General features: G+C 42.4%; 23 protein-coding genes. 16 read left to right on the forward strand and 7 right to left on the reverse strand.

The annotated features are described in order from the left end of the window. Positions 1-105 precede the first annotated feature (105 nt). The gene (locus G576_RS0107740) at positions 106-801 is read right to left on the reverse strand and encodes a CPBP family intramembrane glutamic endopeptidase (protein ID WP_027974118.1); all 696 of its coding nucleotides are present in this window, start codon (positions 799-801) and stop codon (positions 106-108) included. 186 nt (positions 802-987) lie between these two features. Here G576_RS0107740 and G576_RS0107745 point away from each other — a divergent pair, with 186 nt between their 5' ends. Next, positions 988-1,656, forward strand: coding sequence for a response regulator transcription factor (locus tag G576_RS0107745; RefSeq protein WP_027974119.1), 669 nt, complete (start codon positions 988-990; stop codon positions 1,654-1,656). Further along, entirely contained in the window at positions 1,640-2,998 is a 1,359-nt protein-coding gene (locus tag G576_RS0107750) for a sensor histidine kinase (protein ID WP_027974120.1), read from the forward strand. Before G576_RS0107745 ends, G576_RS0107750 begins: the two co-directional genes overlap by 17 nt. Positions 2,999-3,168: 170 nt before the next feature. On the opposite strand, the gene G576_RS0107755 is transcribed toward G576_RS0107750, so the two are convergent. Together G576_RS0107755 and G576_RS0107760 are read right to left on the reverse strand one after the other, a co-directional pair. Further along, positions 3,169-3,468: a YbaB/EbfC family nucleoid-associated protein gene (locus G576_RS0107755; protein ID WP_027974121.1), complete on the reverse strand. Its 300-nt coding sequence runs from the start codon at positions 3,466-3,468 to the stop codon at positions 3,169-3,171. 553 nt (positions 3,469-4,021) lie between these two features. Continuing rightward, positions 4,022-6,310 (reverse strand): Xaa-Pro dipeptidyl-peptidase, encoded by a 2,289-nt coding sequence (locus tag G576_RS0107760; RefSeq protein WP_027974122.1) that lies wholly within the window; start codon positions 6,308-6,310, stop codon positions 4,022-4,024. 159 nt (positions 6,311-6,469) lie between these two features. Here G576_RS0107760 and gla point away from each other — a divergent pair, with 159 nt between their 5' ends. The 14 genes from gla (at position 6,470) to ulaG (ending at position 19,663) form a co-directional block, all read left to right on the forward strand. Then, positions 6,470-7,357: an aquaglyceroporin Gla gene (gene gla, locus G576_RS0107765; RefSeq protein ID WP_027974123.1), complete on the forward strand. Its 888-nt coding sequence runs from the start codon at positions 6,470-6,472 to the stop codon at positions 7,355-7,357. 114 nt (positions 7,358-7,471) lie between these two features. Then, positions 7,472-8,212 carry a CppA N-terminal domain-containing protein gene (locus G576_RS0107770; protein ID WP_027974124.1) on the forward strand — a complete coding sequence of 247 codons (741 nt, stop codon included), beginning with the start codon at positions 7,472-7,474 and terminating at the stop codon, positions 8,210-8,212. Continuing rightward, a complete protein-coding gene (locus G576_RS0107775) occupies positions 8,212-9,141 on the forward strand; it encodes a serine hydrolase domain-containing protein (protein ID WP_027974125.1) in 930 nt (309 codons plus the stop codon). The genes G576_RS0107770 and G576_RS0107775 overlap by 1 nt, the downstream gene beginning before the upstream one ends. Beyond that, a complete protein-coding gene (locus tag G576_RS0107780) occupies positions 9,128-9,667 on the forward strand; it encodes a DUF1697 domain-containing protein (RefSeq protein ID WP_027974126.1) in 540 nt (179 codons plus the stop codon). The genes G576_RS0107775 and G576_RS0107780 overlap by 14 nt, the downstream gene beginning before the upstream one ends. A gap of 76 nt (positions 9,668-9,743) precedes the next feature. Continuing rightward, positions 9,744-10,031 (forward strand): co-chaperone GroES, encoded by a 288-nt coding sequence (gene groES, locus G576_RS0107785; protein WP_027974127.1) that lies wholly within the window; start codon positions 9,744-9,746, stop codon positions 10,029-10,031. A 13-nt stretch (positions 10,032-10,044) separates the two neighbouring features. Then, a complete protein-coding gene (groL, locus tag G576_RS0107790; RefSeq protein ID WP_027974128.1) occupies positions 10,045-11,670 on the forward strand; it encodes a chaperonin GroEL in 1,626 nt (541 codons plus the stop codon). Between the two features lie 240 nt (positions 11,671-11,910). Beyond that, complete coding sequence (locus tag G576_RS0107795) at positions 11,911-13,329, forward strand: PTS sugar transporter subunit IIC (protein WP_027974129.1); 1,419 nt, start codon at positions 11,911-11,913, stop codon at positions 13,327-13,329. 113 nt (positions 13,330-13,442) lie between these two features. After that, positions 13,443-13,721 carry a PTS sugar transporter subunit IIB gene (locus G576_RS0107800; protein WP_027974130.1) on the forward strand — a complete coding sequence of 93 codons (279 nt, stop codon included), beginning with the start codon at positions 13,443-13,445 and terminating at the stop codon, positions 13,719-13,721. A 123-nt stretch (positions 13,722-13,844) separates the two neighbouring features. Then, positions 13,845-14,330, forward strand: a complete 486-nt coding sequence (locus G576_RS0107805; protein WP_027974131.1) for a PTS sugar transporter subunit IIA — start codon at positions 13,845-13,847, stop codon at positions 14,328-14,330. Positions 14,331-14,340: 10 nt separating this feature from the next. Next, on the forward strand, positions 14,341-15,003 hold the full coding sequence (locus tag G576_RS0107810; protein ID WP_024394540.1) for a 3-keto-L-gulonate-6-phosphate decarboxylase UlaD: 663 nt from the start codon (positions 14,341-14,343) through the stop codon (positions 15,001-15,003). Positions 15,004-15,008: 5 nt separating this feature from the next. After that, the gene (locus G576_RS0107815; protein WP_027974132.1) at positions 15,009-15,872 is read left to right on the forward strand and encodes an L-ribulose-5-phosphate 3-epimerase; all 864 of its coding nucleotides are present in this window, start codon (positions 15,009-15,011) and stop codon (positions 15,870-15,872) included. Further along, positions 15,872-16,588, forward strand: coding sequence for an L-ribulose-5-phosphate 4-epimerase (locus tag G576_RS0107820; RefSeq protein WP_027974133.1), 717 nt, complete (start codon positions 15,872-15,874; stop codon positions 16,586-16,588). Before G576_RS0107815 ends, G576_RS0107820 begins: the two co-directional genes overlap by 1 nt. Before the next feature lie 160 nt (positions 16,589-16,748). Next, a complete protein-coding gene (locus tag G576_RS0107825; protein ID WP_027974134.1) occupies positions 16,749-18,419 on the forward strand; it encodes a BglG family transcription antiterminator in 1,671 nt (556 codons plus the stop codon). Between the two features lie 152 nt (positions 18,420-18,571). Further along, a complete protein-coding gene (gene ulaG, locus G576_RS0107830; protein ID WP_027974135.1) occupies positions 18,572-19,663 on the forward strand; it encodes an L-ascorbate 6-phosphate lactonase in 1,092 nt (363 codons plus the stop codon). Between the two features lie 149 nt (positions 19,664-19,812). On the opposite strand, the gene G576_RS0107835 is transcribed toward ulaG, so the two are convergent. From G576_RS0107835 to G576_RS0107850, 4 genes are read right to left on the reverse strand one after another with little or no spacing between them, the layout of a single operon-like run. Beyond that, on the reverse strand, positions 19,813-20,691 hold the full coding sequence (locus tag G576_RS0107835; protein WP_037618754.1) for an RluA family pseudouridine synthase: 879 nt from the start codon (positions 20,689-20,691) through the stop codon (positions 19,813-19,815). Further along, positions 20,685-21,968, reverse strand: a complete 1,284-nt coding sequence (gene pbp3, locus G576_RS12555) for a D-alanyl-D-alanine carboxypeptidase PBP3 (protein WP_051178057.1) — start codon at positions 21,966-21,968, stop codon at positions 20,685-20,687. The genes G576_RS0107835 and pbp3 overlap by 7 nt, the downstream gene beginning before the upstream one ends. A gap of 60 nt (positions 21,969-22,028) precedes the next feature. Continuing rightward, entirely contained in the window at positions 22,029-22,991 is a 963-nt protein-coding gene (locus G576_RS0107845) for a LacI family DNA-binding transcriptional regulator (protein WP_027974137.1), read from the reverse strand. A gap of 3 nt (positions 22,992-22,994) precedes the next feature. After that, on the reverse strand, positions 22,995-24,428 hold the full coding sequence (locus G576_RS0107850; RefSeq protein WP_027974138.1) for a sucrose-6-phosphate hydrolase: 1,434 nt from the start codon (positions 24,426-24,428) through the stop codon (positions 22,995-22,997). Positions 24,429-24,721: the final 293 nt, after the last annotated feature.

Genomic DNA, 24,721 nt, shown 5'->3' on the forward strand with positions numbered 1-24,721 from the left:
AAAAGTTCAATCAGGTTTCTTTAGATTTCTATTTAATCAGCATTAATAACTTGGTTGTAAGTAATGATCAGGTCTTTCATGAAAGTGCCGCTTTGACAAAAACGATTAGTATAGGATGTAAGCGAGAACGGTTAGACCGATAATATCGGCAATGGCGTGTGCCAAGAAGAATGGGAGGAGGTTTTTGGGTTTCCATTTTTTATAACAAACAAAGAAAATGATACCCAATAAAAGTCCCAGAGCGATAGCATTGCCAAGCCCTTGGTAGGTATGGAAACTGCAACGAATTAAAAGTGAGTAAAGGAAAGTCCACTTGACGTGTTGAGGTTTGACGGTCATACAGACACCCAGGAAGAAAATTTCCTCGTAAAAACCATTGAGCAGAGAGTAGAGAATCAGGGACAAATCCAGGTTTGAGACAAGCTGTGCCATACTTGGGGTGACTGGAACCATCAAATTGTAGCTAAGGAAGGTAAAGGCATCCATAGCTAAGGCGGATATGAGAAAGAGCCCGATAATTTTAAAAGGAAGCCAAGCCTCAAGTTTGATTTGCCGAGTCCATACGGAAAAATCAAAGTTACGACAAAGTAGGTAGATGAAGGCTAGGAAGAGCCAAATCAACTGCATTGCTAAAGCCTGATAATTTTGCAGGCTGGAAAAGCTCAGATTACTTTCTAGTGTGGTTGTGTGATTGATGAGTGCCAAGTATTGAAGGGTTGAATTGTAAATGCCCTCGCCAAACATGATTAGAGTGATAACGATAAGATCAAACCATTTTAGAGTTGTTAATTTGGCCTTCATGAGATTTCCTCCCAAGATTTCTAGAATTCTAGTAATGATTATAACAAGAGTGACTGTGGTCTTTCTGTATTCCATCTGTTTTTTGTCTGTTTTTTGGGGAAAAGCACAGCATTTGTTCCGACAAAACTTGCCTAGCAGTCTCTGACTCTTTATAATAAAAAGGAAGATTAGATGAGGAGGAAAATCATGGCAAGGATTCTGGTGGTTGAGGACGATCTTGTCATCAATCAAGTTGTTTGTGAGTTTTTGAGGGAGCAGGGTCACCAAACTCAGGCGGTTTTTGATGGTAAAGTGGCCTTAGAAACTTTTCAAAAGGACGTGTTTGATCTGATTATTCTGGATGTCATGATACCGTCGATGACAGGAATTGAGGTGTTAAAGGAAATCAGACAGATATCTCAAGTTCCTATTATGATGCTGACGGCTATGGACGATGAATATACTCAGCTCGTTAGTTTTAATCACTTAATCAGCGATTATGTTACCAAACCCTTTTCCCCTTTGATTTTAATGAAGCGGGTAGAAAATATTTTGCGAGACAAGCTTGCGCCCGATAGCCTAACAGTAGCTGATATTCGGATTTTTCCTGAAGAGGGTTGTGTGGTGATGGCTGAACAGAGCGTTGCTTTGACAAGAAAAGAGTACGATATTTTACTTTATTTAGTTAAAAGAAAGGGGCAGGTTATCAGCAGAAGCCAGCTGATGATGGCTTTGTGGGGCTATGAAGAATTAGACAGTCGAGTTTTAGATAATCACATGAAAAATCTACGGAAAAAATTGCCAACTCTTCCGCTTAAAACCGTGATCGGGCGTGGCTATCAGATTGTGGAGGGAGAATATGGGACTTGTTCGTAAGCATTTCTTGATTGTCAGTACGCTGATTGTAACGACAATCGTCATTCTTCTGGGAATTTTAGCCTATACCATGCCAATTTACTATAATCAAAGCAAATTGGTGGACTTACAAAAGGATTACACGTCTATTGTGAAGAAATTAGATGGGCAGCCTAAAGAGGCTATTCTTAGAAATATAAAAATTTACGATGACGACTACCCTAATATTTTGCTCATTTTGATTTCGGAATCTGGTCAGGAAGTCTATCCTAATTTGTCTGATGAGGAAATTATCCAGCAAAGTAAGTACTATTTGAAGAAAGATGATTTTGATCAGATTGGACACTGGTCAAGTTTAATTACGAGTGCTGAGGGTGACCGATATGCGGTCGAGGGTGAGTACGGTTTTCACTCCTTATCTGGTGTCAATAGCGTTTTGGCAACCTCCTATCCTTTTGTTTTTCTAGCCATCCTTGCTTTATCGAGTGTTGTTGCTTATGTTTACAGTCGTCTTTCCAACCAGCGAATTACGGCTATTTCTCAGACGACTCGGCAGATGCAGTTTCTGGAAGAAGGAGTGACTTGTCAGGTAGGTGGTCAAGACGAAATTGCCACCTTGGCTCAGGATATCAATCGTCTATATACCAGACTTTTAACCAGTATTAAGGATTTAAAGTCTGAAAATGAAAAAACAGCTGCGCGTGAGCGACAGCAGGCTGATTTTCTTCGGGTAACGGCTCATGAGCTAAAGACTCCCATTTCCAGCATGCTAGGGTTGGTGGAAGGAATGATTTATAATGTTGGGGATTTCAAGAATCATGATACTTACTTAAATAAATGCCGTGATATTTTGCAGGATCAGTCCCAGCTAGTGCAATCAATTTTGGAAGCGACAAATCTTGACCTTACTTTGTTAAGTCATCAGGAGCAACTTGATTTGAAAGAGTTGATTGAGCAGCATCTGGCAACTTATTATGCTCTTGCAGAACTCCATGCCTATGATTTTCAGGTCACTCTTTCTCCTGTTACGGTGACGGCAAATGCTACCTATCTCTTGAAAGCCATCAAAAACATTGTGGACAATGCCTTTCGATACACCAAGGAGGGGGGCAGGATTCGCGTGGTCTTAATGGAAAACTATCTGCGCGTTGACAATCAAGCAGAGCATCTACCTGAGCAAGAGGAGTTAGATAGATTCTTTTTACCTTTTTATCGACCAGACTTTAGCCGAGCTAAAAAAGATGGGGGAACTGGTATTGGACTTTACATGGTCAAACAAATTCTTGACAAGCAAGGTTTTGCTTATCAAATGGAAAGTCAAGAAGACTTTGTCAGCTTCACAATCTACTTTAATACTCAATGAAAATCAAAAGTAGCCTAGGAAATGAAGCCGACGATAGAACTTGAGTTCATCAAGACAAGTTGACAACGGATAATTTTGATTTTCGAAGAGTATAAAGTGTGACTGGATTGTGATGACCTTATGTTAGGAATGATGAAAATGGACTGGAAAACCAGTCCATTTTTTAGTTCTTAGAATGGTAATTTACCTGCAAAGGCACCCATTGTTTTTTTAGTCGCCTCATCAATTTGACTGAGAGCACTATTGATGGCTTGTGTGGTCATGTCTTGCAGGGTTTCGATGTCTTCTGGATCAACGACAGCAGGGTTGAAGGTAAGAGACACTACTTTTTTATCACCAGTCAATTCAGCCACGACTAAGTCTTGGGCAGATTTTCCAGTAAAAGTAGTGGCAGCCAGTTCAGCTTGTTTTGATTCCATCTGCTTTTGCATCTTTTGTGCCTGTTTCATCAGGTTTTGCATGTTCATCAATTTGGTTACGTTCCTTTCGTATCTTGTTGACTTTTAGATTATAACACATTTAAAGGATAACTTAAACCTTGAATATCACCGACAATTTTGAGTAGACTTTAGTCATTTGTCTGTCCGTACGCCAAATTAACTAGAAAAAGCTTTGTTTGACTCTTTCATTCATTTGAAACATCAGATAATAATCTTGGTATAGAGGAGCAAGGTGGCGAGGGGGAGAGCGATATTTTTTTCCAGTCGAAAATGATAAGCAGATAATAATGACATCACTAATACCAGCTGAAAGTGACTATTTGGAAGGGACAAGTGAGGATGCGATAGAGTCGTTTAAATCAGTTACCGAACAAGTCTAATAACTCTTGAAAAGATTGCTTTCTGTAACTATTGTTCTTGACTGCCTAACTTTTCAGAATAAATTTTTGTATTTCAGAAATTTATTGGAACTCTTTTCTTCATGCGTTTGTCGTATACTATTTGGCTGTCTACTTGACAGGAAGCTGTTCACATACGGTCAAGAGGAGGTTTTTGTCAGAAAATCAGTTCTAACGATAGTCCTTCATTTTTTTATACTTGGTTGGATTGGAAGCGACAGCATCACCTCTTTAATATCTAGGTGGTAGCTGCTATTATCACGTACAGTATGTTCGAAATCAGTAGTGTAGAGAACAAGACGGAGCTTGCTGCCTTCTTCTAGGGCATAGATGGTCGGTTGAAGTTCTAGACTGACAGCCATCCAGCAATCTGCTGCCACATCCTTGATGTTCAGGAGACCATCACGGTTTTGCAGATTGAGGTGTCCTTTGGCGATGACGCGGTTAGCAGCCTCACGCTCAGGAAGTTCGACGAGATGCTCTTGTTCAAAGAGGCGACCATTATCGACAGATTTGCTGGCAACAACAGTCGGGCTGTCCTGTAGGTATTTTTTCTTGCCCTCTTCTAAAAGCTGAGCAGAGAGCATACCTTTATTGGTTGAGGATTTGACGGATAAGCTTAGTTTGGCACGTCCGTTGAGGAGCAGAGCTTTTTCAACAGGAATATCGATGGTGATGGCATTGGCTTTTTGGTTGAATAAATCTGCCTTGAAGCTGTTGAAATCCTTGCCGTACTGAGCAAATATCTCCTCTTGATAGTGATTTTCAATGGTGGCCACATCACTAGAGAGCTCAAAGTTTTGGTAAGTTTCTTGCCCAAAAGTCTCAAGAGTTTGCCAAGCCTGAGCCTGACGGTTGTCTTGCCAGATGACTTTGGGAAGCTTGAATGAATTGTCTTGCCTTAAAATCTTTTGCGAGAGGAGAGTGTTCATACTTTCTCGGAAATCAATAGATTGCCAGTTATTCATGTAGACGTGGGCTCCCTGATGGAGGAATAGGTGTTTATCAAGACTTTTTGGCAAGGCATGAAACATGTTAAAAACATGGATAGGTTTGACATTCCAGTCCTGAGTGCCGTGGGTAAAGACTACAGTTGCCTTGACTTGTTTCGCATTTTTGACATAGTTGCGATTGTGCCAAAATTGATTATAATCCCCAGTCACACGGTTCATATCTTGCCCTTGTTTTTTCAGGAGTTTTTGATAGTTGGCATTTTGGCGGAGGTAGTCACCTGCCAAAAGATTGCGTGAGTAGGTAAATTCAGTTAGGCTGTCTAAATCTTCCCCTGGATAACCGCCAGGGCTGACGATGAGACCGTTTTCTCGATAATAGTCGTACCAAGAGGAAATACCAGCTTCTGCGATGATGACTTCAAGCCCATCAACACCAGTCGTTGCGAGTGCATTTGACATGGTTCCCAGATAGGAAATCCCAGAAGTGACTACCTTACCAGTCGCCCAAGTGGGCTCAATACGACGTTTTCTGGTCTTAGAAGTAAAGGCTATAGCTCTGCCATTGAGCCAATCGATAACACTCTTATATGCCTCAACCTGCTGGTAATCTCCGGTGGTCATAAAGCCATCAGAATTAAGCGTACCAATACCAGACACGTAGATATTAGCAAAGCCACGTGCCAGCATATAATCATTGAGAGTGTAGCTAGGACGAGGAAGAGTCGTGAAGCTTTCTTCGGTCTCAGTCACCAGTTGAGCTTGATTTTGGCTAGCTAGTTTTTGGATATTTTCCTCTTTGAGGGAAATGGCTGACGCAGTTTTGACGAGGAGTTCTCTTTCCATTTTATGAGTCAGAGCATCGGAAGCTGGGCCGTTGACACCCTGTTGGTAAGGAGAAGCCGTCATGATGACTGGAAGTTTGTGACTTGTCTTAGGACGAATGATATTAATCTTGATCAAATCAGTTTGTCCATCCCCGTCCGTATCAACCAATGATTCCACATAAACCACTTCGCGAATAAGATCACTAGTATCAAAGGTGGCTAGAGATTTACCATTGAAAAAAGCATAATCATTAGTGATAGGGATTAAATTTTCAGACACTAACTGGTCGATAAGAGTATTACCAGATTGGCAACGTGTAGCCAGTAATTGATAAATGTCAGTGAGACTGGCATTGAAGGTGACGGGAAAGTTAAGTTTTTCGACGAATTCAGCGGTATTTTTAAAGTCTACATTTGGGACAAAACCCAGAAGTTGTAGAGCTACTGTATTAAATATGATTTCTGTGACCTCACGCTCTGATTGGAAGAAGGTCAACAAATCTGTTTCAAAATCTGCAATCCACATTGACAGGGCATAGTCGGTATCCTGATAGCGTAGCGACAAAACTTTGCGAAGGAAACTTTCAAAGTTAGACTTAAATGTCTTTTCTGCTGAGAGATCAAAGCCTAGAAAAATAAGTTCTTGCTCTGCAATGTCCTCAGAAACTGAAAAATAAGAAAATTGATTATATTTCATACGGTCCTTTCTTATGTAGAAAATGATCTCTTTGTTTGCTTACTTACAAAAGTAAACGTTTTTATTTTAGGATATAACTTTACTTTGTTTATTATACTTGATAAAATGGTTATTGTCTAAAAAATTCGCATTTTGCATTTTGAAAGGAAATTAAGACACATGGATGTTACATGGACAGTGAAATATATCACTGAATTCTTGGCGACTGCCCTTCTTATCGTTATCGGTAACGGTACGGTTGCTAACGTTGACCTTAAAGGCACAAAAGGAAACAACTCTGGTTGGATTTTGATTGCTATCGGTTATGGTTTGGCAGTTATGATGCCAGCTCTTATGTTTGGTAACGTTTCTGGTAACCACATCAACCCTGCCTTTACGCTTGGTCTTGCTATTTCAGGACTTTTCCCTTGGAAACACGTAGCTGCCTACATTATCGCTCAACTTCTAGGGGCAATGTTTGGTCAGCTTATGGTTGTTATGGTTTACCGTCCATACTTTATGAAGACGGAAAATCCAAACCATATTCTTGGTTCTTTCTCAACGATTAGCGCGCTTGATGATGGCACTAAAGAAAGCCGTAAAGCTGCAACAATTAACGGTTTCTTGAACGAATTCCTTGGTTCCTTTGTTCTTTTCTTCGGAGCACTTGCTTTGACTAAGCATTTCTTTGGAGCAGAGTTGAATAGCATTATTCAATCAAATATTAGCTCTCAAGTAGCAAGTTTAGGTCAAGCTGTTACAGATGACCAGATTGCAGAGGCTGTGAAAGTGCAATTTGCGCAAGCAGTGAATGGAAGCCAATCAGTTGCTCACATGGGTATTGGATTCCTTGTTATGGCATTGGTAGCCTGTGTTGGTGGTCCAACTGGTCCTGGTCTTAACCCTGCGCGTGACCTTGGTCCACGTATCGTTCACCATCTCTTGCCAAAATCAATCCTTGGTGAAAACAAATCAGATTCTAAATGGTGGTACGCTTGGGTAGGTGTTTGTGCCCCAATCCTTGCTTCAATCGCAGCAGTAGCACTCTTTAAATACCTTTACCTATAAGGCCTAGAGCTCGGTTTTCCGAGTTCTTTTTTGTTTGTAAATATAGCTGATATGCTTTTAAATTCTTGCAGAAATCTGAACTTTATTTTACAATATAAAGGATTGGAGAATGATATGACATTAGTAACAAAAGCGTCCTTCAAAACGCCTGTTGTCAGGGTTTTTGACAAGGATGCTAATATTTCTTTTTATCAAGAAACCTTAGGGTTTAAGTTGGTTTCTGAAGAAAATGCTATCGCTATTTTTTCTGGCTATGAAAACTCTGAACGCACTTTTATCATTGAAGAGTCGCCAATTTACCGTACACGTGCTGTTAACGGCAGCCTCAAGCACAAGAAGACCATTATCAAGGCTAAAAAAGCATCAGATATTGAAGCTCTCCTTGCTCGTGGGCTTGCTGTTGATGTGATTTTTAAGGGGGAAAATGGCTACGCTTTTGAAGCGACATCGCCTCAAGGCTACACCTATCTCTTACATGCGGAGAATGATTGTTCTAGTTTGGAAAAGGTTCAGGGGAACGAATTCACTGCCCAGCCAGATTTTCAGGGTTTGTCAGATTTTGAGATCGAAGGTCTGATATTAAATGTACCAGATGTGACAGTAGCGTCAGCTTTTTATCAAAAACTTAAGCTCAATTTGGATATTGATTTTGTTCAAGCTCAGGGTGTCGATTTGCAGGCTAACCCTGACGAAGTTTGGGACTTGGAGTACTTAGAATTTACTGTACCAGAAGATGTGACTCTAGCAGACCTTAAGTTAGCATTGGAACAACTTGGCTGTTCAATTATTTTTGAAGATAAGCATCTTGTTGTGATTAAGGACACTAGCAATATTGAAATTTGGTTTAGCAAATAATGAAAAAGATTTTAGACAAGATTGAACAGCAAATGGCTGACAATCTCTATCCTGGTGCTAGTTTGGCTGTTTATGAAGAGGGGCGTTGGACCGAATATTATCTAGGAAGTCAAGACGGGCAAAAGCCCGTTTTTTCAGGTTTGACCTATGACTTGGCTAGTGTATCAAAGGTAGTGGGAGTCGCGACCGTCTGCATTTTTTTAATCAATCAGGGGCGTTTGGACTTGGATCAATCGCTGGCATCTTACTACCCCGCCTTTGAGGACGAGACGGTGACTTTGCGCCAGCTTTTGACTCATACAACTGGAATTGACCCCTTTATTCCAAATCGAGATAGTCTGTCAGCGACGGAGCTCAAAAGAGCCATCAATGGGATTAAAGTCACTGGTAAGAAGGATTTTCTCTATACAGATATCAATTTTCTCCTCCTTGGTTTTATGTTGGAGGAGCTTTACGGAAAGTCTTTGGATGCCATCTTTGAAGAGGAGGTTTTTCAACCTTGGGGGATGACCGAGACCTCCTTTGGCCCTCGTGAAAAGGCGGTGCCCACAGTCCAAGGTGAGGTGGCTGGTTTGGTCCATGATCCTAAGGCTCGGGTGTTAGGGGTTCATGCAGGCTCAGCAGGGCTTTTCTCAACCCTTGATGATTTAAAACTCTTTTGCCAGCATTACCTGCAAGATGATTTTGCTGCTCAGCTTTGGCAAAATATCAGTCATGGCAGTAAGCCACGTTCTATCGGATGGAATTTAGAGGGGGATTGGATTGATCATACAGGCTACACGGGGCCGTTTATCATGGTTAATCGTAAAGCGCAAAGAGCCGCTATTTTCCTTACTAATCGAACCCACGATTACGATGACCGACCGCTTTGGATTGCCAAAAGGCGGGAATTACGAGATACCATTAAGGAGGCTTTTGATGAGGTATAGTTTGCTTTTACGCGGCATCAATGTTGGAGGTCATAACAAGGTATCCATGGTAGGGCTTCGTCAGCGTCTGTCAGAACTTGGTTTGGAAAAAGTGGCGTCATACATCAATTCTGGTAATCTTTTCTTTGATTTTTCTGGGGAGATGGCAGAGCTAACTCGGTTGATTGAGGAGTGTTTGTTTGCCTACTATCCCTTTGTGGAGCGTTTTACCTTGCTCAGTCAGGAAGATTATGTCAAGGAAATTGCTGCTTTACCAGATTGGTGGGCTGAGGATTTGGCGCGAAAGGACGTGCTTTTTTATACGGATTTTGATCAGAAAGAAGAAGTCGAAAGAGTCGTTTCTCAGATGACCTTGGGTGAGGAAATTGTGTATTTTGGTGCGACAGCTCTTTTCTGGGGAAAATATGATGAGAAATCCTATCTGAAGACAGCCTATCACAAGGAATTGATAAAGCACAGCTTTTATAAGACCCTGACGATTAGAAACCATAAGACCTTTGCTAAAATTGGCGAGTTTTTGACTTGACTATTCCTGACCAAGTGATAGAATAGGGTTATCAATTAGCACTCTCTGTATAAGAGTGCCAAAAAGGAGGAAACACATGAGTTTAAAACCACTTGGCGACCGCGTGGTCGTACAATTTGAAGAAACGGAAGAAAAAACAGCTGGAGGATTTGTTTTGGCTGCTAACCATCAAGAAGCGACTAAAGTAGCCAGTGTCCTGGCTGTCGGACAGGGGATTCGTACCTTGAACGGTGACTTGGTGGCACCTAGTGTGGCTGTTGGTGATAAGATTTTAGTCGAAAATGGTGTAGGAATCTCAGCTAAAGATGGAGATCAAAAAGTGACCATCATTCGTGAGAGCGATATTTTAGCGATTTTAGGATAGGAGAGGAGAAAACATGTCTAAAGAAATCAAATTTTCCGCTGATGCACGTGCAGCTATGGTGCGTGGCGTCGATATTTTAGCAGATACGGTCAAGGTCACCCTAGGTCCAAAAGGACGAAACGTTGTCCTTGAAAAAGCCTTTGGTTCACCACTTATCACGAATGACGGTGTGACCATTGCTAAGGAAATTGAACTTGAAGACCACTTTGAAAACATGGGAGCTAAATTGGTTTCTGAGGTTGCTTCAAAAACCAATGACATTGCTGGTGATGGGACAACAACTGCGACCGTTTTAACTCAAGCCATTGTTCGTGAAGGACTTAAAAACGTGACTGCTGGTGCTAATCCAATCGGAATCCGTCGCGGGATTGAAAAGGCTGTTGCGACAGCGGTTGAGGAGCTCAAAGCTATCGCTCAACCCGTCGCTAATAAAGAGGCTATCGCTCAAGTTGCAGCTGTGTCTTCACGCTCAGAAAAAGTAGGGGAATATATCTCTGAAGCCATGGAGCGTGTTGGTAAAGACGGTGTCATCACTATTGAAGAGTCACGCGGTATGGAAACAGAACTTGAAGTGGTTGAGGGGATGCAGTTTGACCGCGGTTACCTATCGCAATACATGGTAACAGACAACGAGAAAATGGTAGCTGATCTTGAAAATCCATTTATCCTTATTACGGATAAAAAGATTTCAAACATTCAAGACATCCTGCCTCTTTTGGAGGAAATCCTTAAAACCAACCGCCCACTTCTAATCATCGCTGACGATGTGGATGGTGAGGCCTTGCCAACACTTGTTCTTAACAAAATTCGTGGCACTTTCAACGTTGTAGCCGTTAAGGCTCCTGGATTTGGAGATCGTCGCAAGGCAATGCTAGAAGACATTGCAGTCTTGACTGGAGCTACCGTGATTACTGAAGATCTAGGCCTCGAGCTTTCAGATGCGACAATGGCTGCGCTTGGTCAAGCGGCTAAAGTTACCGTTGATAAAGATAGCACGGTCATCGTTGAAGGAGCAGGTTCAACTGAAAGTATTGCCAACCGCGTCAACCTAATCAAATCACAACTAGAAACAACAACGTCAGAATTTGACCGTGAAAAACTGCAGGAGCGTCTAGCCAAACTAGCTGGCGGTGTTGCTGTTATCAAGGTCGGCGCTGCCACAGAAACGGAGCTCAAAGAAATGAAACTCCGCATCGAAGACGCTCTTAATGCCACTCGCGCAGCGGTTGAAGAAGGGATTGTCGCTGGTGGTGGGACAGCCCTCGTCAATGTTATTGAAAAAGTCGCTCAGCTTGACTTGTCAGGAGATGATGCAACAGGACGTAATATTGTCCTTCGTGCTCTCGAAGAACCTGTTCGTCAAATCGCCTACAATGCTGGTTATGAAGGTTCTGTCGTTATTGACCGTTTGAAAAACTCTGAGCTTGGAATAGGCTTCAATGCGGCGACAGGTGAATGGGTTGATATGGTACTAGCTGGTATTATTGATCCAGTTAAGGTGACTCGTTCAGCCTTGCAAAATGCAGCCTCAGTAGCTAGTCTTATCTTAACAACTGAAGCTGTCGTAGCCAACAAACCAGAACCAGCTGCTCCAGCAGCACCAGCAATGGATCCAATGGGTATGGGCGGCATGTACTAAGGTACTTTTAGATTTTTTTAAGCTAACAGTCTTATACTCTAACTTATCCTAAAACTTTTTCATATCTCCCTAAGCTCCCTCGTTCTTGAAACGGGGGAGCTTTTTTGCTTCTCACATTGCTTCAGCCTATTTTTGAACACTTAACTGTGTGTTTCTTGGTCTTTTTTAAGCGCTTACATTTATCTATAATGAACTTGTAGATAAACATCATAAATAAATTCAAAAAGCGAGGTATATCTTATGAATATCTTACAATGGTTCTCAACTAACATTTTGCAGAACCCAGCCTTCTTTGTTGGTCTTTTGGTTTTGATAGGATACATTCTCCTTAAAAAACCAGCGCATGAAGTTTTTGCTGGTTTTATCAAGGCCACTGTTGGTTACCTAATCTTGAACGTTGGAGCTGGTGGTTTGGTCTCTACCTTCCGTCCAATTCTTGTTGCTTTGGCTAAAAAATTCAACCTTGAAGCAGCCGTTATTGACCCTTACTTTGGTTTGGCGGCAGCCAATGAAAAATTAACTGAAATGGGCTTCATTGATGTTGCCACAACAGCACTGTTGATTGGTTTTGGTGTCAATATTCTTCTGGTCGCCCTTCGTAAAGTAACAAAAATTCGCACTCTCTTTATCACTGGTCACATCATGGTTCAGCAGGCTGCGACTATTTCAGTTTTTGTTCTTCTTCTTATTCCGCAGCTGCAAAATGCCGCTGGCGCTTGGGCAGTTGGGATTATCTGTGGTCTTTATTGGGCAGTCAGCTCAAATATGACTGTGGAGGCAACACAACGTCTAACTGGTGGCGGAGGCTTTGCCATCGGACACCAACAACAATTTGCTATTTGGTTTGTTGATAAGGTGGCTCCATTCTTTGGTAAAAAAGAAGAAAATTTGGATAATTTGAAATTGCCAACCTTTTTAAATATTTTCCATGATACAGTCGTTGCTTCAGCAACGTTGATGCTGGTCTTCTTTGGCGGAATCCTTGCTGTCCTTGGTCCAGAAATTATGTCTAACGCTGAATCGATTGGTGCAGGTGCTTACAACCCGGCTAAATCATTCTTCATGTATGTGATTCAAACAGCTCTTACTTTCTCAGTTTACCTCTTCATCTTGATGCAAGGTGTGCGTATGTTTGTCGCTGAGTTGACCAATGCCTTCCAAGGTATCTCAAACAAACTTCTTCCTGGTTCATTTCCTGCAGTCGATGTTGCAGCATCTTATGGATTTGGTTCTGCCAATGCAGTTCTTTCAGGATTTACCTTTGGTCTTATCGGTCAGTTGATTACCATTGCTCTTTTGGTTATTTTCAAAAACCCAATCCTTATCATCACTGGTTTTGTTCCAGTATTCTTCGATAATGCGGCAATCGCTGTTTATGCGGATAAACGTGGAGGTTGGAAAGCAGCGGCTATTCTATCATTCATTTCAGGAATTCTTCAAGTATCTCTCGGTGCCCTAGCAGTTTCCCTTCTTGGTTTAACTGGTGGTTATCATGGTAATATTGACCTCGTCCTTCCTTGGTTACCATTTGGTTATGCATTTAAATATCTTGGTATTGCTGGCTATGCTTTGGTATGTATTTTCTTATTGGCTATTCCACAACTCCAATTTGCAAAAGCAAAAGACAAAGAGGCTTACTACCGAGGCGATGCCCAATAATACAAATGATACGCTAAGCCTATGGCGTCTCATCAGTCATATCAAAAAATCAGATTCTCAATCAATTTAATAGCTCTGCTATTATCAACATTAAATCTCCGGAGGAAAATATAATGGTTAAAGTTCTTACAGCGTGTGGAAACGGTATGGGTTCATCAATGGTTATTAAAATGAAAGTTGAAAAAGCTCTTCGTGACCTCGGTGTGACCGATATTCAATCTGCTTCTTGTTCCGTCGGTGAAGCCAAAGGTTTAGCTTCTGGCTACGACATCGTTGTGGCATCAAATCACTTGATTAAAGAGCTTGAAGGTCGCACAAAAGGTCACTTAGTTGGTCTTGACAACCTGATGGACGACAATGAAATAAAGACAAAACTTGGCGAAATTCTCTAATGATTTGCTGAAAAACAGCGAATTTTTAAACAGCATGGGTATTTCGCCACCCAAGAAGTCAGAGGCCGGGAGATTCTTCTAGCCTCTTATCTTTAGACAAAATGCTATAGAAAGAGTAGTCTTATGAATTTAAAAAAATCCTTTATTGAAAACAATTCTATCCGTTTGGGTTTGACAGCTGAAACTTGGCAGGAAGCTGTTCACTTGGCAGTTGAGCCCTTGATTGAAAGTGGCGCCGCAACGGAAGAATACTACGATGCCATCATTGCATCAACTGAAGAATATGGTCCTTACTACATTCTCATGCCTGGCATGGCTATGCCTCATGCCCAAGCAGGTGTCGGTGTCTTGAAGGATTCCTTTGCCTTGATTACCTTAACAAAACCAGTAGCCTTTTCAGACGGTAAGGAGGTTTCTGTCCTGCTAACTCTTGCAGCGGCTGACCCTAGAATCCACACTTCCGTGGCTATTCCGCAAATCATTGCCCTCTTTGAATTGGAAAATTCGATTGAGCGTTTGATTGCTTGTCAGACACCAGAGGAAGTCTTGGCAATGGTGGAAGAGTCCAAAAACAGTCCTTACCTAGAAGGTTTAGATTTAGAAAGTTAGGAGAAAAAACATGAAACATATTCCAAATTTACAAGTTGCCCTTGACCATTCAGACTTGCAGGGAGCGATTAAAGCAGCTGTCTCCGTTGGTCATGAAGTGGATGTCATCGAGGCAGGTACCGTTTGTTTGCTTCAAGTTGGTAGCGAATTGGTAGAAGTGCTACGTAGCCTTTTCCCAGACAAAATTATCGTTGCAGATACCAAGTGTGCGGATGCGGGTGGTACGGTTGCCAAAAACAATGCTGTTCGTGGTGCGGACTGGATGACCTGTATCTGTTCTGCAACTATTCCAACTATGGAAGCGGCTTTGAAGGCCATCAAGGAAGTGCGTGGTGATAAGGGTGAAATCCAAATCGAGCTCTACGGTGATTGGACGTTTGAACAAGCTCAGCTTTGGTTGGACGCAGGCATTTCCCAAGCAATTTATCACCAATCGCGTGACGCCCTCCTTGCTGGCGAAACCTGGGGCGAAAAAGACTTGAACAAGGTGAAAAAATTGGTTGAAATGGGCTTCCGTGTTTCTGTAACAGGTGGTTTGGATGTGGATACCCTCAAACTCTTCGAGGGTGTAGATGTCTTTACCTTTATCGCAGGTCGCGGTATTACAGAAGCAGCAGATCCAGCAGCTGCAGCGCGTGAATTCAAAGACGAAATCCGTCGTATCTGGGGGTAAGGCCTATGGCACGACCAATCGGAATATATGAAAAGGCAACGCCCAAGCATTTCACATGGAAAGAACGCTTGGAGTTTGCAAAAGAATTAGGTTTCGACTTTGTGGAAATGTCGGTGGATGAGAGTGATGCACGCTTGGCTCGTTTGGAATGGACCAAGGAAGAACGCTTAGACTTGGTTAAAGCTATCTATGAAACAGGTGTCCGCATTCCGACAATCTGCTTCTCAGGCCATCGTCGCTATCCATTGGGTTCCAATGATCCTGCTCTTGAAGCTAAGTCGCTAGAAACCATGAAACAGTGTATCGAACTGGCTCAGGATTTGGGCGTTCGTGTCATCCAGTTGGCTGGCTACGACGTTTACTACGAGGAAAAATCACCTGAAACCAGAGAGCGTTTCATCAAGAATCTCCGTAAGGCTTGCGACTGGGCAGAACAGGCTCAGGTCATGTTGGCCATCGAGATTATGGATGATCCATTTATCAACTCCATTGAAAAATACCTAGCCGTTGAAAAAGAAATCGACTCGCCTTATCTCTTTGTCTATCCAGATACTGGAAACGTGTCTGCTTGGCACAATGACATTTACAGCGAATTTTACCTAGGACATCGCTCTATTGCAGCCCTTCACCTCAAAGATACCTATGCGGTAACTGAAAACTCCAAAGGTCAATTCCGCGATGTACCATTCGGTCAGGGCTGCGTGGACTGGGACAATATGTTTGCAGTCTTGAAAAAGACTAACTACCAAGGACCATTCTTGATTGAGATGTGGTCTGAAAACTGCCAAACAGTTGAGGAAACACGAGCGGCTATCAAAGAAGCACAGGATTTCCTCTATCCATTGATTGAGAAAGCGGGGTTGAACTAATGCCAAAAGATTTACAGGAAATGCGTCAGCGGGTCTATGAAGCCAATATCGCCCTACCTGCCCACGGTCTTGTTAAATTCACCTGGGGCAACGTATCAGAAGTCTGCCGTGAACTTGGTCGCATCGTCATCAAGCCATCTGGTGTGGACTATGAAAAATTGTCCCCAGAAAACATGGTGGTGACCGACTTGGATGGCAATGTGGTGGAAGGAGACCTCAACCCTTCGTCTGATTTGGCGACCCACGTTGCCCTCTACAAGGCTTGGCCAGATGTCCATGCTATTGTTCACACCCATTCGACAGAAGCAGTGGGTTGGGCTCAGGCTGGTCGTGACATTCCATTTTATGGGACAACTCATGCGGACTATTTCTACGGTCCAGTACCGTGCGCTCGTTCCTTAACGGCTGAAGAGGTGAACACTGCCTATGAAAAAGAAACAGGTTCAGTTATCATCGAGGAATTTAAACGTCGAGGCATCGACCCAGTTGCTGTACCAGGGATTGTTGTCCGCAATCACGGTCCATTCACTTGGGGCAAGGATCCTGCTCAGGCAGTTTACCACAGCGTTGTCTTAGAGGAGGTGGCTAGGATGAACCGCTACACAGAACAAATCAATCCACGGGTGGAACCAGCTCCAAGCTATATCATGGACAAGCACTATCTCCGTAAGCACGGTCCAAATGCCTACTACGGACAAAAGGGAGATGCTCATTGATACTTTAAAAATCGCTATGTATTTGAGACTCTAAACTCATTAATCATTGGGGAGACTGGCAGCAGTCAGTCTCTTTTGGTTGTCCTTGAGAACGTTCACAAAAGTTAATTTTTTTATGGTAGAATGAGAGTTCAGAGTTTTTAAGTTCAGGGAGGGGTTTATGTTTTTACTAGATAAGAAGAGTCATGGCTTGGTTAAGTATCTTTTGCAATTGGACGAACCAGAGACTGTTATGGCCATTTCCAAGGTTCTCAATCAATCACGGCGAAAAATTTACTATCACCTTGAAAAAATAAACGAGGCTTTGCCAGAAGATGTGCCACACATTGTTGCCTATCCCCGTGTAGGTATTGTGTTAAATGAGGCTCAGAAAGTAGCTTGCCGTGAGCTTTTGGCTGAGGTGGATGATTATTCCTATGTCATGAGTCGAGAAGAGCGAAGCTGGCTGATTATGTCTTACATTGCCCTGTCTCAGGAGAGGGTTACCATTGACAAAATCATGCTACTAGCTGATGTATCACGAAATACCATCCTCAATGATTTGAATGATATTCGTCACTATCTGGCTGAGAAACCATTTCAAATCTCACTTAAAGTGACGAGAAATCAGGGCTACTATCTGGACTGTAATCCTTTGGATAAATTCCGATTTTTCTATGAGTTAGCTCAAAACTTTTCGGACACTGGTAATCAGCAGTTATGGACAGTTCTAGGATACAAGAAAGAGAGGTTTGTAGTTCCAAGCCACTATTTCTCAACTGAGGTTTTGGACTATTTCCAGCGCTTTTTTGCCAATTTGCAGACCAATATCGGTAAGAAAATTAGTCAGCAAGATCGTTTATTTATCGTTAGAACCCTGCCGTATTTTCTACTTAATTATCGTAATATGTTTGTAACGCCGAGTGAGAGAGAACTGGTTCAGGCGGATTTTATCCTTATTCGTCAGCGAATTGAGTATAAGTTGGCTCAGGATTTGGCTGACCAGCTCAAAAAAAGATTAAGGTTTACGCTAGATGATATTGAGATAGGTCTTATCGCCATGATTTTACTTTCCTTCCGAAAGGACAAGGATGCTCATGTTGAGAGTCATGATTACGATGATATGCGTCGTACTTTAGAGAGCTTTTTGGACTTTCTGACTGAGGAAAAAGGCTTACGCTTTAAACGGAGACAAGAGCTGCTGCGCCAGCTTTTGACCCATAGTAAAGCCCTCATTTACCGTAAAACCTATGGTATAACTAGTCATAATGGGCTGTTGCCTTATCTAAAAGATAAGTATGGTGATTTGTTTGAGACAACAAAGGTCGCAGTTCCTATTTTAGAAAAGGCTTGGTCTATTCATCTAACTGATGATGATATTGGATATTTTGCCATACATCTGGGTGGCGAATTAGAGGCTCAGAAAAAGCCTGTGCTTAAACCAAGGGCCTTGATTATCTGTGATGATGGCGTGGCCATTCAGAAATTTCTACTCACTCAGTGTCGCACTTATCTCCCTCAGGTGATTTTTGAAGCCATATTCACCTACGAGCAATTTCAAAGTGTCAAAGATTTGGTGACGGTTGATTTTATTATTTCAACTATTGATCAGATAGAAACTCACTTACCAGTTTTGACTGTTCATGCAGTGCTTTCAGACAGCGATATTGTCCGCCTCATTCGCTTTGCTAAGAATGGAAATAAAGCAGATGAGGGGCAACTACACGGTGAGTTGACTCACTTGATTAGTCAGCATGTCAGGGATAGTCAAGAAGTTCAGCGACTGACTTTGCAAATTGAAAAGCTAGTTTATCGAGAGGTAATGACTGATTTTCAGAATCGACAAGACTAGAAAGACTGGGATACCAGTCTTTTAACATGTGTCAGATATCAGTCCAATTCTGAACACATAACTGTGTGTTTCTTGGTCTTTTTTGATAGCGGTTACAGGGTTATACTAATCTTGTAACTAATCTACTAAACTAAAATTCGGAGGATGTTATTATGGTTAAAGTACAGGACATCACACGTGAATCTTGGATTTTGTCAACTTTCCCAGAATGGGGAACTTGGCTCAATGAAGAAATTGAAGAAGAAGTGGTGCCAGAAGGCAATTTTGCTATGTGGTGGTTAGGCAACTGTGGTGTCTGGATTAAAACACCCGGCGGTGCTAATGTGGTTATGGACCTCTGGGCAAACCGCGGAAAATCAACTAAAAAAGTTAAAGATATGATTTGGGGGCATCAAATGGCAAACATGTCAGGTGTTCGTAAATTACAACCAAACTTGCGTGTGCAACCAATGGTAATTGACCCATTTGCCATCAATGAACTAGATTATTATCTAGTTTCCCACGTTCATTCAGACCACATGGATATTTCTACATCTGCAGCTATTCTCAACAATCCAAAACTAGCACACGTGAAATTTGTTGGCCCAAGTGGCTGTGCAGACATTTGGAAAAAATGGGGAGTTCCCGAGGAGCGTATCCAAGTCGTAAAACCAGGCGACAGCTTTGAATTTAAAGACATCAAGGTCACAGCTGTTGAATCATTTGACCGTACCTGCCTTGTCACTCTTCCAATCGAAGGCTACGAAGAAAATGGTAATAGCTTGAGTGGTCTCCCTGTAACCGATGAGCTGATGGCAAGCAAAGCGGTCAACTACATCTTTGAGACGCCGGGAGGAACTATCTATCACGGTGCGGACTCACATTTCTCAAACTACTTTGCAAAACATGGTCGTGACTTCAAGATTGACGTGGCTATCAACAACTATGGAGACAACCCAATTGGAATTCAGGACAAGATGACCTCAATCGATCTCCTCCGCATGGCTGAAAATCTTGGAGCAGAAGTAATTATCCCAGTTCACTACGACATCTGGTCAAACTTTATGGCATCGACGGATGAAATTCTTCAACTCTGGAAAATGCGTAAAGAACGTCTTCAGTATAAATTCCACCCGTTTATCTGGGAAGTTGGTGGTAAGTACACCTATCCACTGGATAAAGACCGTATTGAGTATCATCACCCACGAGGTTTTGATGACTACTTCTTGGAAGACTCAGATATTCAGTTTAAAGCACTCCTTTAGTTTAATAAAACCAGTCACCTGACTGTGTCAAAAAGTGAGGCTGCTTGATATAAAAGCAAAACGGCTTAGAATCTGGTTTAAGTAAATCCTGATTCTAAGCCGTTTATGATATTGTTGATGATTAAAAAGGAGTTTTTGCTAAGTCTTATCTAGTGTTCGGTCAATTTATGTAGCCCTCTTTCAAAACTTTCCGACGTTGCCTTTACAGTAATCTTTTGACGTGTGAAGGGGTGGGTTAATTGAAGTTGGTGGGCGTGAAGCATGAGTCGTGGCGCAGCTTTTTTACTATAGAGTGGGTCACCTAAGATAGGGTGATTATGGTGACTAAGATGGACACGGATTTGATGGGTACGGCCTGTTTCTAGCTGACAATTAACAAGACTAGCTTCCTTGAAAGCTTTGAGATTAGTGATGTGGGTGACGGCTCTTTGACCATGTTTTGCATCAATCACCCTTTTTCTGCGGTCATGGCGGTCACGACCGATTTTGTTACGATATGTGACCTGTTTCTGCTCGAAATGCCCTTCCGCTAAAGCCCAATAATGTCGCGAGATTTTCTTGCATTCAAGCAATCTATTGACAATAGGTAAGACAAAGGGATTTTTAGCGAAGAGGATGGCTCCGCTGGTTTCCATGTCCAAGCGGTGTACCACATAGCAGGTAGCTCCCACATAGGCGGAAACGTGATTGAGGAGGGCGAGCTCAGTCGGTTCATTGCCATGCGTCTTCATACCTTCAGGTTTATTGACGATAATCAGATGTTCATCTTCATAGAGGCAGTCAACGAGGGTCTTATCCCCAAAGGGGATGGCTTTTTTAGGATAATCCTCGTCGTCAAAGGTCAGGCTGACCTTGTCATTAGTCTGAACCGAAGTCTGCCAGGTGACCTGTTGGTCGTTGACTAGGAGGTGTTTTTTTGTGCGGAGAAAATGTCTGATTTTCCGTGGCACCAGCCAGTGGTCTTCTAGTAATTCTTTAACGGTTAGAGGATTTTGTCCGGACGGCAATGTGATGTGATAAGTTACCATAGTTTTAGATGTTTTGATGTCATTAGATCTGAAAGTTTGTCATTAATATAACTCGAAAAATGATTCCATTGGATTTTGAGGAAAGAATCACGTTTGACCGCTTTTGCTGAAACCAGTTCGGTAGCTGGTGGAGCATCGATGTAGCCATCTCCAACTGGATTTGGATCTTGGTAGGTCAGGGTTCCTACTGAAATACCGGCATAGATAGGAGCGGTTAGTTTGACTTGAGTGAAAGTTGCGTTACTGACTTGTTTTTTTGTTGAGGTTACCACGTTGAAATCTTGACTGGCAACGGCCAAGACGCTCTCTTCTCTCCCGTCTATGATGTTAGCTCTGCTATTGTCAAAAGCCTGACCTTTTGAAATCAGGGTTGACAGTTGAAAGTTGGATGCCACATGATCAAGGAGGGCATTGGCGGCAAGAAAGCGTGAGTTCGTGTCCTTGTTGCTGTCCTTAGCGTTTAAAATGACGGAGATGACCTCCATGCCATTTTCAGTAGAAGTGGTGACCAGAGACGCTCCAGCTTTTTCAGAGGTTCCCGTTTTAAGTCCAGTCACACCCTTGCGGTAGTAGGGGTAGGTTTCTAACAGATAATTGTAGCTGTTTATGTTCATCCCTGCAAAGGACACGCTAGGGAGACTGGTTATCTCCAAGACTTCAGGAAATTCTGTAATCAAGTGATGAGCCATGATAGCAACACTTTGAGCGCTCATGTAGTTTTCGTCGTCCTTGGTGGAATTGGGATAGAGATGGTTGCCCAAAAAGCTATTATTGAGTCCAGAAGCATTGACTAATCTGGCATCAGTGATTCCCCAGCTTTCCAGCTGCGCCATCATCGTATCAACAAAGGCAGGCTCGCTACCTGAGATGTATTCGGCTAGAGCAATGGTTGCGCTATTTGATGATGCGGTGAGACTAGCATTGACCAGATCTTTAACAGTGTATTCCCTAGCCTCTAGAGGAACATTGCTGACGTCTAGATTCTTAGTCAGGTTATAGGCGTAGTCTGAGATGGGTACCTTAGTTTCCCAAGTCAAGTTTCCTTGGGAGACTTCTTGGTAAACCCTATAGGCTGTTAGAAGCTTGGTGATAGAGGCAATAGCATCAGGCGTTTTAGCATCCTTTTCATAGAGGATTTTACCCGTTGAGACCTCAATGGCGATGGCATGCTCTGCTTGAACCTCAAAATCGGCTGCGGAGATTCTTACTCCTTTAAGGCTGATAATCAAACCGAGCAGTAAAAGTGAGCTTTTGAAATGATTAGTTTGAATCCTCATAGCTTACCTATTATAACAGGAAAACTCTGCATCTCCAAGGAAGCAGAGTTTAAAATTTGGTTACAGAGCAAATGTGTTGATAACTTGAACAGGAAGGATGTAATCTTTTTGTGTTCGTTGCCCGTCAATTTTTTTCAGAAGAACATCAACCAGAAGGCTAGCAATTTCCTTTAGAGGCTGTTTGATAGTAGCTAGTTGCGGGAAATAATTCTCAATAAAGGAAGTGCCATCGTAGCCAATGACTTTGATGTCATTAGCTAGAGAAAGACCTAGCTGCTCCGCCATTTTCATGACTAAAATGGCAGTCAAATCATCAGAAGCAAAGACCCCATCAGGTTTTTGACTGGTAAGGATGGAACGAATTTCCATCTCGCGACGCAATGTCGAAAGGTTACTCGGAACATTGATGACTGGGCGATTTTTGCGGGGATAGTTAAAGCCAAGCGCTCGTAAGCCAGTAGGTGAATTGGAATTGTCATTACCTGTAATCATGATGATGTTTTTACAACCAGATTTCTCTAAAAGCTGGGTAGCCATTTTGCCTCCAGCAAAGTTGTCGGAGGAAACGATAGGAACATTGGGTGCTAGATTTCGGTCAAAGGCAACGATTGGTGCCTCCACCTTTTCGTAGTCGTCAATCCCTAAATTGTGACTGGAAGAGATGATACCATCAACTTGATGAGCGCTGAGCATTTCTAAATAATCACGCTCCTTACCTGGATCACTCTCGCTATTGCAGATGATGGTCTTGTAGCCACGTTTGAAGAGCTCATTTTCCAGAAGCTCAATGAGTTCGGCATAGAAGATATTGCTGGTGCTAGGGAAAATGAGTCCAATTAATTTGGCAGATTTTCCTTGTAAGCTACGAGCCAACGTGTTGGGCTGATAATTGAGCTCTCTCATGGCAGAGCGAACTTTGTCGATAGTTTTCTGAGACAGATAACCTTTATTATTGATGACGCGACTGACTGTGGTTGGGCTGACGCCAGCAAGCTGGGCAACGTCGGTTAGTTTAGCAACCATAGCTTACCCCAACTCGTAATAAGTTCCTGTCACACCTTCTGGTATGACCAGTCCTATTTGATTTTCAGAAGGGAAGACACGGCTAGTGAAGACTTTCTCACCGCCGTTTACAAAGATTTCAATGATCGATTTATCGGTAAAAAGGCGGATGCTGGTATCAGACGGAGCGATATCACAGCTACGAGTCCTACCAAAGTCAGTAGCGTACTGTTCTCCACAAGCAGAGCGGTCTAAAACAATTTTTCCAGTTTTGGTATCGATGATTAAGCGCAAGCCATTTCCAGCCTCATCAGCAAAGAGTAGAAGGTCAGCAGTCTGATTTGCAGCCACCGTAAAGTCTAGCTCATAGGTATTGCTAGTCTCAGCTTTATTAGCTAAAGGTTCAGAAGATTTTCGAAGAGCTTCCATAGCAGCCACGGGTGTCTGGTAAAGTTTGCCATCCTTGAGAGAAAGCTCTTTGACCAAGCTCATAGCTCCTTGATAGTCGAAGCGGTCTGTCGGATAGTCCACATCAGGCAGACCAATCCAACTAACAATCAAGGCCCGACCATCAGGCGTATTAAAACCTTGAGTAGCGTAAGCTTCAAAACCGTAGTCTAAATTTTCCAGTTTGGCATTTCCTGTTAAAGCTGGCGCTTCTGTGTCGAAGTCGTCAAAGACCTTGTAAGTATTTGGATAGATGTTGTCATAGGAAAGCTCTGCTTTATCAAGACCTTGTGGACTGTAAAGAAGAACTGGTTTGCCATCAACGAATACTAAGTTTGGACACTCAATCATGTACTCAGAACCAGTACCTCCAAAGTCAAGGTTACCAACTTCTTGCCAGTTTGTGACATCATTATCGACTGCCTTGTAAAGCTTTATGAATCCAGATTTGTCATGGCTTTGAGCGCCTACGATAGCGTAAAAGTGGCCTTTGTAATCAAATATTTGTGGATCACGGAAGTGTTCAGTGACATCGCTTGGTTGTTGGATAAGAACATCTTCAAATTTTTGAATGTTCCCATCCTTATCCATCCAAGCGCCGATTTGCAAAGGATCGCGAACCCAATTTTCATCACGAACGTTTCCTGTATAGAAAATAAAGAGTTTGCCATCCACCTCATAGGCAGAGCCTGAGTAAGCACCATGGCTGTCATGGGCATGGTCTGGCAAGAGAGTCACACCAGTTTCTTCAAAATGAACCAAGTCAGTCGAAGTGGTGTGAACCCATTGTTTGAGTCCATGTGCAGCCCCAAAAGGCCAGTTTTGATAGAAGAGATGGAATTTACCATCAAAATAAGAAAAACCATTAGGATCGTTGAGCAGACCCGTTTTAGGTTCTAAGTGATATGTGGCATGCCAAGGTGATTTAGCAACATTTTCAGCGATGGCGTAACGTTCTTGCTCCGTCCAGTCTTCATAACGGCGGTAGCGTACTTCAGTAGGTAAATTCATAATTCAGATACAAAGGGACCTTTTACTTACGAAAATGAGTCCCGTGTTCAGTCGGTTTTACTAACTGAACACTTCCTTTCTATTAGATTAATCAAAGAGACACAAATAAGCCTCTGTCATATGATATGTCACTTGTTATGATAAACGTTTTCACGCAAAAAATCAACGAAAAACAGCGAAAAAATAAAATTTCTGCAAAACGATTGACATATTTCTCAAAGCATGGTAAACTAAATCTCGTAAATGAAAGTTAATCGCTTTCAACAAAAAATACTTACTTAAAGGAGATTACT

The organism is Streptococcus porci DSM 23759, from assembly GCF_000423765.1.
Taxonomy (GTDB): domain Bacteria; phylum Bacillota; class Bacilli; order Lactobacillales; family Streptococcaceae; genus Streptococcus; species Streptococcus porci.

Bases quoted from the DNA above. Each gene is read 5' to 3' on its own strand.
- G576_RS0107805 (WP_027974131.1), top strand. From the start codon at position 13,845: ATGAATTTAAAAAAATCCTTTATTGAAAACAATTCTATCCGTTTGGGT.
- ulaG (WP_027974135.1), top strand. From the start codon at position 18,572: ATGGTTAAAGTACAGGACATCACACGTGAATCTTGGATTTTGTCAACT.
- gla (WP_027974123.1), top strand. From the start codon at position 6,470: ATGGATGTTACATGGACAGTGAAATATATCACTGAATTCTTGGCGACT.
- G576_RS0107850 (WP_027974138.1), bottom strand. From the start codon at position 24,428: ATGAATTTACCTACTGAAGTACGCTACCGCCGTTATGAAGACTGGACG.
- G576_RS0107760 (WP_027974122.1), bottom strand. From the start codon at position 6,310: ATGAAATATAATCAATTTTCTTATTTTTCAGTTTCTGAGGACATTGCA.
- groL (WP_027974128.1), top strand. From the start codon at position 10,045: ATGTCTAAAGAAATCAAATTTTCCGCTGATGCACGTGCAGCTATGGTG.
- G576_RS0107740 (WP_027974118.1), bottom strand. From the start codon at position 801: ATGAAGGCCAAATTAACAACTCTAAAATGGTTTGATCTTATCGTTATC.
- pbp3 (WP_051178057.1), bottom strand. From the start codon at position 21,968: ATGAGGATTCAAACTAATCATTTCAAAAGCTCACTTTTACTGCTCGGT.
- G576_RS0107835 (WP_037618754.1), bottom strand. From the start codon at position 20,691: ATGGTAACTTATCACATCACATTGCCGTCCGGACAAAATCCTCTAACC.
- G576_RS0107810 (WP_024394540.1), top strand. From the start codon at position 14,341: ATGAAACATATTCCAAATTTACAAGTTGCCCTTGACCATTCAGACTTG.
- groES (WP_027974127.1), top strand. From the start codon at position 9,744: ATGAGTTTAAAACCACTTGGCGACCGCGTGGTCGTACAATTTGAAGAA.
- G576_RS0107825 (WP_027974134.1), top strand. From the start codon at position 16,749: ATGTTTTTACTAGATAAGAAGAGTCATGGCTTGGTTAAGTATCTTTTG.
- G576_RS0107815 (WP_027974132.1), top strand. From the start codon at position 15,009: ATGGCACGACCAATCGGAATATATGAAAAGGCAACGCCCAAGCATTTC.
- G576_RS0107845 (WP_027974137.1), bottom strand. From the start codon at position 22,991: ATGGTTGCTAAACTAACCGACGTTGCCCAGCTTGCTGGCGTCAGCCCA.
- G576_RS0107795 (WP_027974129.1), top strand. From the start codon at position 11,911: ATGAATATCTTACAATGGTTCTCAACTAACATTTTGCAGAACCCAGCC.
- G576_RS0107775 (WP_027974125.1), top strand. From the start codon at position 8,212: ATGAAAAAGATTTTAGACAAGATTGAACAGCAAATGGCTGACAATCTC.
- G576_RS0107800 (WP_027974130.1), top strand. From the start codon at position 13,443: ATGGTTAAAGTTCTTACAGCGTGTGGAAACGGTATGGGTTCATCAATG.
- G576_RS0107750 (WP_027974120.1), top strand. From the start codon at position 1,640: ATGGGACTTGTTCGTAAGCATTTCTTGATTGTCAGTACGCTGATTGTA.
- G576_RS0107770 (WP_027974124.1), top strand. From the start codon at position 7,472: ATGACATTAGTAACAAAAGCGTCCTTCAAAACGCCTGTTGTCAGGGTT.
- G576_RS0107745 (WP_027974119.1), top strand. From the start codon at position 988: ATGGCAAGGATTCTGGTGGTTGAGGACGATCTTGTCATCAATCAAGTT.
- G576_RS0107820 (WP_027974133.1), top strand. From the start codon at position 15,872: ATGCCAAAAGATTTACAGGAAATGCGTCAGCGGGTCTATGAAGCCAAT.